At 50.2% G+C, this 11,431-nt stretch carries 10 protein-coding genes; 8 read left to right on the top strand and 2 right to left on the bottom strand.

What is annotated here, in order from left to right; all coding sequences use genetic code 11:
• Positions 1 to 11 precede the first annotated feature (11 nt).
• The 3 genes from EHT25_RS02900 to EHT25_RS02890 all read left to right on the top strand — a co-directional run bounded on the left by EHT25_RS02900 (position 12) and on the right by EHT25_RS02890 (position 4,036).
• Complete coding sequence (locus EHT25_RS02900; RefSeq protein ID WP_185731263.1) at positions 12 to 1,874, top strand: cytochrome-c peroxidase; 1,863 nt, start codon at positions 12 to 14, stop codon at positions 1,872 to 1,874.
• A gap of 447 nt (positions 1,875 to 2,321) precedes the next feature.
• The gene (locus tag EHT25_RS02895) at positions 2,322 to 2,531 is read left to right on the top strand and encodes a hypothetical protein (RefSeq protein ID WP_124870389.1); all 210 of its coding nucleotides are present in this window, start codon (positions 2,322 to 2,324) and stop codon (positions 2,529 to 2,531) included.
• A complete protein-coding gene (locus tag EHT25_RS02890) occupies positions 2,528 to 4,036 on the top strand; it encodes a capsule assembly Wzi family protein (protein WP_124870386.1) in 1,509 nt (502 codons plus the stop codon). Before EHT25_RS02895 ends, EHT25_RS02890 begins: the two co-directional genes overlap by 4 nt.
• Positions 4,037 to 4,048: 12 nt before the next feature.
• Here EHT25_RS02890 and EHT25_RS02885 read toward each other — a convergent pair whose 3' ends face one another.
• Positions 4,049 to 4,378: a MerR family transcriptional regulator gene (locus EHT25_RS02885; protein WP_124870384.1), complete on the bottom strand. Its 330-nt coding sequence runs from the start codon at positions 4,376 to 4,378 to the stop codon at positions 4,049 to 4,051.
• Between the two features lie 150 nt (positions 4,379 to 4,528).
• Between EHT25_RS02885 and alaS the strand changes: the two genes are divergently transcribed.
• Complete coding sequence (gene alaS, locus EHT25_RS02880; RefSeq protein WP_124870381.1) at positions 4,529 to 7,186, top strand: alanine--tRNA ligase; 2,658 nt, start codon at positions 4,529 to 4,531, stop codon at positions 7,184 to 7,186.
• A 118-nt stretch (positions 7,187 to 7,304) separates the two neighbouring features.
• Here the strand turns inward: alaS and EHT25_RS02875 are convergent, their stop codons facing one another.
• Positions 7,305 to 7,574 (bottom strand): hypothetical protein, encoded by a 270-nt coding sequence (locus tag EHT25_RS02875; RefSeq protein ID WP_124870378.1) that lies wholly within the window; start codon positions 7,572 to 7,574, stop codon positions 7,305 to 7,307.
• Positions 7,575 to 7,738: 164 nt separating this feature from the next.
• On the opposite strand from EHT25_RS02875, the gene EHT25_RS02870 reads away from it, so the two are divergent.
• The 4 genes from EHT25_RS02870 (at position 7,739) to EHT25_RS02855 (ending at position 11,424) form a co-directional block, all read left to right on the top strand.
• A complete protein-coding gene (locus tag EHT25_RS02870; RefSeq protein WP_124870375.1) occupies positions 7,739 to 9,433 on the top strand; it encodes a tetratricopeptide repeat protein in 1,695 nt (564 codons plus the stop codon).
• Positions 9,434 to 9,454: 21 nt separating this feature from the next.
• A complete protein-coding gene (locus EHT25_RS02865; RefSeq protein WP_124870372.1) occupies positions 9,455 to 9,811 on the top strand; it encodes an S-adenosylmethionine decarboxylase family protein in 357 nt (118 codons plus the stop codon).
• Between the two features lie 12 nt (positions 9,812 to 9,823).
• Positions 9,824 to 11,089 (top strand): DUF4178 domain-containing protein, encoded by a 1,266-nt coding sequence (locus tag EHT25_RS02860; RefSeq protein WP_124870369.1) that lies wholly within the window; start codon positions 9,824 to 9,826, stop codon positions 11,087 to 11,089.
• A gap of 137 nt (positions 11,090 to 11,226) precedes the next feature.
• A complete protein-coding gene (locus EHT25_RS02855; protein WP_124870366.1) occupies positions 11,227 to 11,424 on the top strand; it encodes a hypothetical protein in 198 nt (65 codons plus the stop codon).
• The last annotated feature ends 7 nt before the right edge of the window (positions 11,425 to 11,431 follow it).

Here is an 11,431-nt window from a genome sequence, read left to right as displayed (position 1 = left end):
AATCCCGAAATGTGCTGCTTCTATTCCTGGGAGCAACTGCCTTTTTTGTTGTTGTACTTAGGCAATGGCATTCGCCATCTTCTAACGCCAAAACCGCCGTTCAGCGCGTTAAACGTCAGTTTTCGAATGATTTAGCTGCCTTTAATTCGTTGATTCGCGAGCGGTTTTTACCGTTTGCCGAAAAAAGCAATTCGCCGGATTCGTTGAAAACCGCCTTTCTGGCGTGCCGGCAAGCGTATAAAAAGCTGGAACCGTTCGCGGCTTATTATTTTCCGGCGACAACCCGTCTGGTGAATGGTCCGGCGCTGCCCGAAGTGGAAGCCGAAGACGGAGCGGTTTTCGAACCGGGCGGTTTGCAGGTGATTGAAGAACTGGTTTATCCGGCATTCGACCCGGCGCGACGTTCGGATTTGGTGCGGGAAATTAAAAAACTGCAACGGGAATTGCTCCGGTATACCGATTTCTGGCAGGATACCGAATTGACCAACGCACATGTTTTTGATGCGCTCAGGTTACAGATTTTTCGAATCATTACCCTCGGAATCAGCGGTTTCGACACGCCCAATTGCCAGACTGCCATTCCCGAAGCTGCGGTTTCGCTATCAACCCTTCGAACGTACCTTTCATTCTACGGAAGTTCAAAAACCGAAGGTTTTGCAGCATTAGACCGGTTATTTCAGCAGTCTGAAAACTACCTGACCACACAAAGCGATTTTAACGCATTCGACCGGGCGTATTTCATTTCCGCATTTGCCAATCCGCTGTCGTCGCAGCTGTTGGCCTATCAGCAACAAATTCGCATTCAGCCGTTTAACGAAGTTCGTGCGTTGCGGACGGATGCCAAAACGCTATTCGATCGCAACGCATTTAATCCGGATTTCTACACCCCAAACACCAGCCTTCGCTCCAATCCGATAAAGGTTTTGCTGGGTAAAAAGTTATTTTCTGATCCCATTTTGTCTGCGGGCGATAATCCGGCTGGCGGCAAACGGTCGTGTGCCAGTTGCCACCAGCCCGATCGGGCCTTCACCGACGGTTTGTCCAAAAACGCCACGCTAAATGGCCGGAATTTCATTCGGCGAAACACACCAACTTTGCTGAATGTAAGTTTGCAAAGTGCTCAGTTCTATGATTTACGCTCGGAAACGCTGGAAAACCAGTCCTCGGATGTGATTCACAACAAAGACGAGATGCACGGTTCACTCGAACGGGCGGCTTTGCTTTTGCAGAAAAATAAAAGGTACCTCGAAGCATTTAAAAAGGCTTTTCCAAATTTCTCTAACCGAATCGAGCCCATTCATATCCAGAATGCGCTGGCAGCCTACGAACGATCATTGATCAGCCTGAATTCCCGGTTTGACCGATTCATGCGGAATGAAGGGGATTCGACGGGAAAACCGGTTTTAACGACCGAGGAAATCGCCGGTTTTAATTTGTTCATGGGAAAAGCCAAATGCGGCACCTGCCACTTTCTGCCGTTGTTTAACGGAACGGTTCCACCGGTTTTCACCCAAACCGAATCAGAAGTTATCGGCGTACCGATCAAGCCAAATCGCAAGCAGATCGATCCGGATTTGGGCCGATATTCCCTCTTTGCACTTGCACAGCTGAAATATGCCTTCAAAACGCCAACCGTTCGGAACATTGCGAAAACCGCTCCGTACATGCACAACGGCGCATTCCAAACGCTGGAAGAGGTAATCGATTTCTACAACGAAGGCGGTGGCAAAGGCCTGGGAATTCAACTCGATCAGCAAACCCTCCCAGCCGAAAAATTAAATTTATCTCCCCGGGAAAAAACCGCCTTAATCGCTTTCATGAAAGCATTGTCAGATTCCGATTCGCCGGTTCCTTTCTCTAGCGCGAATCGGTAATTCTAGTCTTTCTCCTCCAACCAGGCGGTTATTTTTTACCATTTCCAATAGGTAAGAAATACTCAATTTGACTTTATAAGGCATTTACCAGAAAAAAGAAGCTCAATTGACAATAATTACCAATAGCAAGCTCATTCTGATAATTAGGCCTAGTTATAAGACACCTGATCACACATGCGAAGAAAAATTCATAGTTATTTTACAGATAGACTGCTTATAAATTACTCAATTTATGCGATTTGCCTAAACATATTTTGTAACCGAAAGTTAAGAATGAATAACTAAACAGCAGTTGCGCAGAGGAGGCCAGTACGGCTATTTTCAAAACCCATTTCGGGGTAGGTCAAAGCTGAATTTTCGCGATCCTGTTTTGCCTTTTGGGACGAATGGCCAGCCTGGTCATCGATCCAAATAGTGGCTGTTCAATCTTTCTTAACCGACGTCACAATGCCCAAAGTAAATTTTGCCAACCGCACATTCCGTTATTGGTGCGCTTTTTTCTCCCTTGTACTGGCCAGCGGTTTTCTGGCCTTCGGCAGCGGCTACATGGCGTATGAATTAACGCGTGAAAGCTTCATTACCCTCGGATCGGCCGGTATCGGTTTTTATGTAATGTATTATTTGGGTAGCTCATTTTTTCCAATCCGGTCTAAATGAGAATATTTCTACTTTTTCTCTGTCCTATCATTGGAATTTGTCAGAACCGGATCGAAATAAAGTCGGTCCAACTTTTTGCCGAGATCGGCGGTTTTTACGGAACCGCCAAACAAACGCCATTCTGGCTGCGATCGAATCAGTACGGTATCGTGCCGACGACCCTGCCCCTGGCTACCTTCCGGACCGGGCTTCACCGGGATTTTCGTTTTACTCCCGTGGACGATCGCGTCCCGACCAAACGGCACGATCGTTTTGGTTTTGGCTACGGCGCAGAACTCGTTGGCAATACCGCTCTGGGAGGAAAAACCGTCCTGATTGCGCCGGAACTCTATGCAAAAGGCCGGGCGGGGGCCTTTGAACTGGTCGTTGGCCGACGGCGGGAAGTGATCGGTCTGGTGGACTCAACACTCAGTTCGGGCTCCTACAGTTGGTCTGGCAATGCGCTGCCGATCCCTAAAATTCAAATTGGCCTTTCCCGTTACACGCCAATACCGTTTACACACGGCCTCGTGTCGGTCACCGGATTTTATGCACACGGCTGGTTCGACAACCGGGGAATTATTCAACATGCCTACCTGCACCAGAAGGCGCTGTATGTCCGAATCGGCAAACCAAACTGGCCCGTCAAACTCTACGGAGGTTTTAACCATCAGGTAGAATGGGGTGGCACCACCGGCGAACTTTCGGACGGACTGATCAAAAATAATCGATTACCCGCCAGTTTTCAGGCTTATACGTACCTGGTCACGGGGAGTAGCCTGGGCTATAATCGTTCCATCGATACAACGTATTACAGCCGATTTGACCGGGAAAACCGGGTAGGCAATCACCTGGGCAGCATTGATATAGGCGTGGAAATCAGTACCCGAAACCTGTCCATCCTGCTCTACCGACAGAATATATACGAAGACGGCTCCCTGTATTACGGCACCAACCTCGAAGATGGTCTCCATGGCATCCGTTTCCGAAATCGGAACCCGGCTTCGTCCGGTTTTCGAATCACCGGCGCCGTAGCGGAGTTACTTTACACCAAAAGCCAGGGAGGTCGCCAATTTGAAGCGCAGAATAAGCTGCGGGGCCGGGATAATTATTTCAATCACAGTCAATACCGGAACGGCTGGTCGTATTTCGGGAATACCATTGGCACGCCGTTCATTACGCCGATGGATGATACCCGGCCGGAACTCCCTCGATACGGTTTTTTTGTCAACAACCGGGTCCGTGCTTTCCACACCGGATTGCAAGGTGGATTCGCCCGGAATTGCACCTTTCAGGTGAAAGTATCCTACAGCCAGAATTACGGCACCTACGAAATGCCGTTTTCCACGACCGTTGAGCAGTTCTCATCGCTGCTGCAATTTGGTTTGCCGCTGAATCAAACCGGTCTGCTCCTGACCGTTGCGGCCGCATCCGATCAGGGCGGTTTATTTCCCGTTAGCAATGGCGTTTACGCCGGGGTCCGAAAAACGTGGGATTATTACAAATACCGCGCCCGCCGAATATAAACAGTGCCGTTTTTATGCCTCCAGCTGATCCCGCGTTGCTACCAGAAATTTCCGGATTTCCTGCAAGCGATTGATCATCTGTTTGATCTCATTCTGCCGGGAAGTACTGCTCTTTAAATGCTGGCGGGCGCCTTCAAGTGTCAGTTTTTTTTCCTCGACCAATTCCAGGATTCCCCGCAGGTGTTCGATGTCGTCTTTGGTATAAATCCGGTCACCGGCGCGGTTTTTTCGGGGTTTGAGCGTCGGAAATTCTTTTTCGTAAAACCGCAATTTGGAAATATTCACCCCCAGCATATCGGCCACTTCCCGAATGCCATAATAGCGTTTGGTTAACTCCTCCATAGTTTATTCCTCGCAATTGAACGAATTAGTAACTGAGTGAATAGAATGTAACCGGCGAAAATAGCTTAAATTTGCAAAAAAATGGGACGTTTAGGATGGCCAAATGGCTTGCATTTCGCTTCAACATCGAAACGTCAAACAGAAAGCAACATGACCTCAAGTGAAATTCGCCAGCATTTTTTAGATTTTTTCCGCAGTAAAAACCACCTGATTGTTCAGTCAGCGCCATTGGTTGCCAAAAACGACCCCACGCTGATGTTCAACAATTCGGGGATGGCTCAATTTAAAGATTTTTTTCTGGGCAATGGAACACCGCCCGCCAAACGGGTTGCGGATACGCAAAAATGTTTGCGCGTTTCGGGAAAGCACAACGACCTCGAAGATGTCGGTTTCGATACCTACCACCACACCATGTTCGAGATGCTCGGCAACTGGTCATTTGGTGATTATTTCAAAAAAGAAGCCATTACCTGGGCGTGGGAGTTGCTGACGGACGTCTATAAACTACCGAAAGACCGGCTGTATGTATCTGTTTTTGAGGGCGATACCAAAGATAATGTCCCCTTCGATCAGGAAGCCTGGGATTTGTGGAAACCGATTGTTGGCGAAGACCGGATTATTCTCGGCAATAAAAAAGATAATTTCTGGGAAATGGGCGATACGGGTCCGTGTGGTCCCTGCTCCGAAATTCACGTCGATTTACGGCCGCAGTCGGAGGTCGATCTGAAATCGGGTAAGGAACTCGTGAACGCCGATCACCCGCAGGTGGTCGAAATCTGGAACCTGGTTTTCATGCAGTTCAACCGGAAAGCCGACGGCTCCCTGGACCCGCTGCCCGCCCGGCACGTCGATACCGGCATGGGTTTCGAGCGGCTTTGCATGGCGATTCAGAGCAAAATGTCGAACTACGACACCGACGTTTTTACGCATACAATTAAAGTTATTGAAGAATTGTCGGGCATCACCTACACCGGTTCGCAGCGCGAGTATCCGGATGTGGCCATGCGGGTGATCGCCGACCACATTCGGGCGGTTTCGTTCGCCATTGCCGATGGCCTGGTACCGTCGAATGCGCGGGCTGGTTACGTCATTCGTCGGATTCTGCGCCGGGCCGTTCGCTACGGGTATTCGTACCTGGGTTTTACCGAACCGTTCCTGACCAAACTCGTGCCCACGCTGGCAATGCAGTTTGCCGACGTTTTTCCGGAATTGAACGCCCAGCGCGATTTTGTGGCGACGGTGATTCGGGAAGAGGAAGCGGCTTTTCTGCGGACGCTCGAAAACGGCCTGAAGCTGCTGGATAAAATCACCGGCGATTTAGAGAAGTCGGGCGGGAAAGTCATTGACGGCGAAACCGTGTTCGAATTGAACGACACCTTCGGTTTCCCGGTCGATCTAACAGCGTTAATTGCCCGGGAAAAGGGCTTTTCGATCGATGAGAGCGGTTTTCAGAAATCGTTACAACTGCAAAAAGAACGGTCGCGAAAAGATGCGTCGTCGGCCACCGGCGACTGGACGGAACTGCACGACATCGACGGCGTCGAGTTTTTAGGTTACGATCAGACCGAAGCGGAAGCCCGGATTGCCAAATACCGGAAAGTCCAGAATAAGCAGGGAACGCAGTACCAGATTGTGCTGGATCGGACGCCGTTCTACGCCGAATCCGGCGGTCAGATTGGCGACACCGGAGTTCTGGAATTGCAGTCGGGCGACAAAACCACCGTAATTCGCATTGCCGATACCAAAAAAGAAAACGACCTGATCATCCATATTTCCAACGATAAGAATCTGGAAGAGCTGTTGGACGGTCATGCACCGGTTTTGGCAAAAATCGATACGGCGCGTCGAATCGCCATCGAAGACAACCACTCTGCAACCCACTTATTACACGCAGCTTTGCGCGAGGTGTTAGGCAAGCATGTCGGACAAAAAGGCTCCTACGTTGGGCCCGACGCCCTGCGGTTTGACTTCTCACACTTTACTAAAGTTACGGATGCCGAACTCGCTAAGGTTGAGCAGATTGTCAACGAAAAAATCCGCGAAAACATCCCCCTGAACGAACGCCGGAATGTCCCGATCGACGAGGCCCGGAGCCTGGGGGCGATGGCGTTGTTCGGTGAAAAATACGGCGATTTTGTCCGTGTCATTACCTTCGATCCGAACTATTCGGTCGAGCTTTGCGGAGGAACTCACGTTCCGGCAACGGGACAAATCGGGCTTTTCAAGTTCACATCCGAAGGCTCGGTTTCGACCGGAATTCGCCGGATCGAAGCCGTTACGGCCGAGAAAGCCCTTTCTCTCCTGAACGAACAGCAGGCCACACTGGACCAATTGAAAGAATTGCTGAAAGCGCCGAAAGACGTTCTGAAAGCCGTTCAAAGTTTGATCGACGAACGTCAGCAGTTGCAGAAAAAAATCGATGCGCTGGAGTCGGAGAAATTGCAGCAGGTGAAAACCGGTTTGCTGACCAAAGTGCAGGCCAGCAACGGCCACTCGGTGCTGGTCGAGCGCGTGGAAGTTCCTTCGGCGGATGCGTTGAAACAACTGGCGTACGATCTGAAAGCAAAAGTCGATAATCTCGCGCTGGTACTCGGTTCCGACATCAACGGAAAACCGCAACTGGCGGTGATGCTCCCCGAAGCATTGATCAAAGATAAAAATTTACATGCGGGAAATCTGGTGAAAGAACTGGCGAAGGAAATCCGTGGTGGCGGTGGTGGGCAACCTTTCTTTGCCACGGCAGGCGGCACCGACGCCAGCGGCCTTGACCGGGCGTTGGAAAAAGGTCGGGAGTTGTTATTGCAGTGATGGATGATGTACGGCTTTCGGTATTCCGTTTACGGTGGCTGACGCGTTTAGATTACAACTTGAAATAGAACGCGACAGCCACCGTAAACGGAATACCGAGAACCGTATACCTATTTTCCTAATCTACCTTTTCCTCATTCTCATTCACCTGGTGTTCCGAACCGAACACCGAGCCCAGGTACGAATGTTGCCAGTCTTCGACCTGGCCGGGTGTTTTTAACTCTTCGATTTCGACCACCCGGTGTTTCAGGTGTGGGTATTGTGCATCCAGGTCGTGTTCAATGGTTTCAACTTCGGGCTTTGCGGCCAGTTTCATCGGAATCGTAGTGGGGGTTTCAACGCCTAATTCATCCGTTCCTACGGCTCGAACAACAAACATCTTTTCCATACAAGTTGTGGTTTTCTGTACTAAACAAGCCACGCAGGTAAAAGTTGTGGAATTGGAATCCTTTCTTTCATCCAACCCATTTAGGGAACGGTTAATCGATTCATTCAGAAATTCTTATATTTACGTACCTGCGGTCGGTTCTATTTTGCCCGAAGGTATGTGCTATGAAACGGCTTTATACCTACTCTTTTCTTCCCATACTACTGGCAGCTTTGCTGGTCGGTGAATTCGTATCAACGAAAAAGCAACTTCAACCTGAGCCAGAACTCGCTCATATTGAGGTTCCTTATGCGCCCATTTGCGGCATGTCTCACATTGGTGGCATACCGTATTCACTGCTGCAACAATCCGTTGCCCTGCGCCCGAATGTCGGGCAATACCCGACGCCAACCTCTACCAAAAGCCCGAAAGCACAGGCTTATTTCGAACAGGGAATGGCCTATTTACACGGCTATGCGCTGGTTGAAGCCGCCCGCTCCTTTCACGAAGCGATCAAACTGGACTCGACATTCGTGATGGCACATGTCGGATTGAGCCGCCTGTATATTCAACTGGAAGATAATAAAGCCGCTTTAAAAGCTGCCGAAACCGCCAGATCGTTTTCAAAGTATGCATCAGATCGGGAAAAAGGCCACATCGAATTGCGGTTTGCCCAACTGAAAGCCGTCGATTCGCTCAGCAACCAGAAACTATTGAACGACTACCGGACGAAAGTAAACGGGATCGTCAAGAAATTTCCGACTGACCCGGAGTTGTGGCTGTTGTCCGGCAACTCGTACGAAAAATTCGCCACCGGTCGTGGGCAGGGGTCGTCGACCGGCAGCATCGCCATTTACGAAAAAATTCTCCAGTTTGCACCCGAACACCCGGCGGCTCATCATTACCTGATTCACGCGTATGAGGGAATGGGCGATTACACCGAAGCGTTGAAACACGGCAAAGCCTACGCGCGGTTGGCACCAAATCTGGCCCACGCACTGCACATGTATGCGCACGATTTGATGAAAACCGGTGATGTCGACAATGCCATTGCGGAAATGAAACAGACGGACGCCATCGAACGTGGTTTGTATACGAGCGAAAAATACGATCCGATGTACGACTGGCACCACATTCACAACATTTCGTTGCTGGCGCTTTGCTACCAGTACCAGGGCCGGATTCAGGAGGCCGAAAAATTGGTAAAAGAGCGGTTTGAGATCAAACGCCCCATCAATCTGGAGCGGACGTTCTACAATAAAATGGGTTATCCGACTTTGCTGATTACGCAAAACCGGGATGCCGAGGCCGCCCCAATCGCCGTCGAAATGACAAAAGGCAAAACCCCTGGTGAGCGCGTGATCGGTCATTATTTGCTGGGCATGATTGCGCTGAAAAAGAACCAGCTCGATCAGGCGAAGGCTTCGTTGAAAACCGCTCAAACCGAACTGGTGGAAGCCAAAAAAGAAGCCCAAACCGACTGGCTGAATGCCTGGCTCGATCCGCATCCGAAATTTTTAGCCAGTTTGATTGGACTGCATGATCCTGCAGCGCGTGAAAAAGGCCTGGCCGACATTCGCAAGTTCCAGGCCAGCGCCCGCGACCAAACCGGTCCGGATCCGTGGATCGAAGCGTTGTTTCAACTGGAAATGATTGCACAAGTGGCTACGCAGTTGAAACTGACCGAGTTCGCGGAGGAATCCACCAAGGTTTTGGCTGAACATGACCCGTATTATCCCGGTACGCATTTCGTCCTTGCCCGGATTGCCGACCTGAAAGGTGACAAAGTCACAGCCGAAAACGAGCGCCAATTGGCCCGGAAAGGCTGGTTGAAAGCTGATGCTGGATTTTTAGCGCAAAATTTTCCCAAAAATAACTGACGAAATCCTATCTTGCGGGCCATGACCTCCTACCGCCCCGGCCTGCACATACTCGCAACGTTTGAAGCCCCAATGACCGCGTTGACGGACATTGAGCGGTGCCGTTCGGGTTTTGACCGGCTGATTCAGGAACTGGGGCTTTCGAAGGTTGGAGAAGTCTATCATTCCTTTCCAAACCACGGTTTTACGGCGGTGCTCTGCCTCACCGAATCCCACGTGTCGATTCACACCTGGCCCGAAAGTGGTTTGGCGACATTTGACGTTTTCCTGTCTAATTTCCAACACGATAACACCCTGAAAGTCCGCCGGTTTTATGAAGAATCATTGCGTTTGTTTGAGGTAACCTCGGTCATTCATGAACAGGAAATAACCCGCTGATTGTACCAAGCCATGCCCTTCAACGAGTCTTCCGCCCCCACATCGTTCGACTGTCCGGTTTGCAACACGCCCATTCCGGGATACGACCTAACGGAGAGTAGTTATTTCGGCTGCGCCCAATGTCAGACTTACTTCTACTATGGTGATACCGGCCCCATTGATCGAAAAACAACGTTTCCAACCCGGCTGGAACCGACCCCTTTGGCAGTTGGTTCGGAGGGTTACATTGACGGAAAATGGGTTCGGGTGACGGGAATCATCAAAAAACGGGAAGAAAAATACGCCGATCCCTGGCTGGAGTATGTCCTGATGACCAAAGAAAGCGGTTATCAGGTATTGTCTGAATTCAACGGCCACTGGATGGTCATGCGACCGGCGGAAGGAAATTACCAGGAGGAAAAAGGCAAGAACGTTACGGACGAAGATCGTGAATATACCCTTTATAACCGGTATAACTGCCGGGTGCTGAACGCCGTTGGGGAGTTTTATTGGGATGTCCTGGAAGATTCGAAACTGAATATTTCCGAATACATTCATCCGCCTTATTTGCTGAGTCGCGAAGTGGGCCTCCAGGGAACCGAGTGGTATAAAGCGGTTTACAAAACTCCCCAGGAAATCACGACCGCCTTCGGATTGCCATCTCCCCTGCCAAAACCGCTGGGTATCGGTGCCATTCAACCGTCTTCCGCGGGTCAGAAACGCCCGACCGTCACGTGGCTGGCTACCCGCCTGGCGTTGCTGGTCGTCGTGATTCAAGTGCTTTTTTACATTATAAAACCGCAAAAAACCCTTTTCGATCAATCGTATTCCTGGAATTCGGATTCAACGCTGCCAGGCTCGAACCAGCCCATCGTGACGTCTTCATTTGCCTTTGCCGGGCCATCGGCGATGGCGATTAAATTGAAAGCCAACGTCGATAACAATTGGGTGGAAGTACCGATCAGCCTGATCAACGAGACTTCCGGGCAATCGTACGAGTTTACACGAACGGTGGAATATTACCACGGCATCGACAGCGGGGAAAGTTGGGAAGAGGGCGCGCAGAAGGACGAGGCTATCCTGTCACACATTCCGTCCGGTCAATACCACCTCAATTTGTACCCCAATTCCGAAGGCAAAAACCGGTTTTCAGTTCATGTCACCGTTGTGCAGAACCCCATTCTGTATTCCAATCTGTTTCTGATGCTGATCCTCATTGCCATTTACCCAATCGTCCTGTTTATCCAGCAAAATGTATTTGAACACAAACGCTGGGAAGAAAGTGATTTTGGACCTTAGATTGGTATTCGGTTTACGGTTTTCAGTTTACGGTGGCTGACGCGTGCCAGAGGCTAGCATCAGGCCCGAAATAGAAACCCACCGTAAACTGAAAACCATAAACCGAATACTGGAAACCGAAAACTGAAAACCCAACTATGCTCGAAAAACTCCTGAAAATCAAATACGTTGTTCTGGCGGGCGGTTTGTTGACGGCGGGGTTTGCCTGGGCGGGAATGTACGGAACCCGGCTGCTGGGCGACGATCTGGAAAGCGTCGAAAAAATGGATAATAACTCTTATCAACATGGCTCGGGCCGGCGCAGTGGCCATCGGACCGGTTTTTACCACAAATAACCCCTTT

It is taken from the genome of Larkinella rosea, assembly GCF_003858635.1.
GTDB lineage: Bacteria > Bacteroidota > Bacteroidia > Cytophagales > Spirosomataceae > Larkinella > Larkinella rosea.
This window is presented reverse-complemented; position numbering and strand designations above follow the sequence as displayed.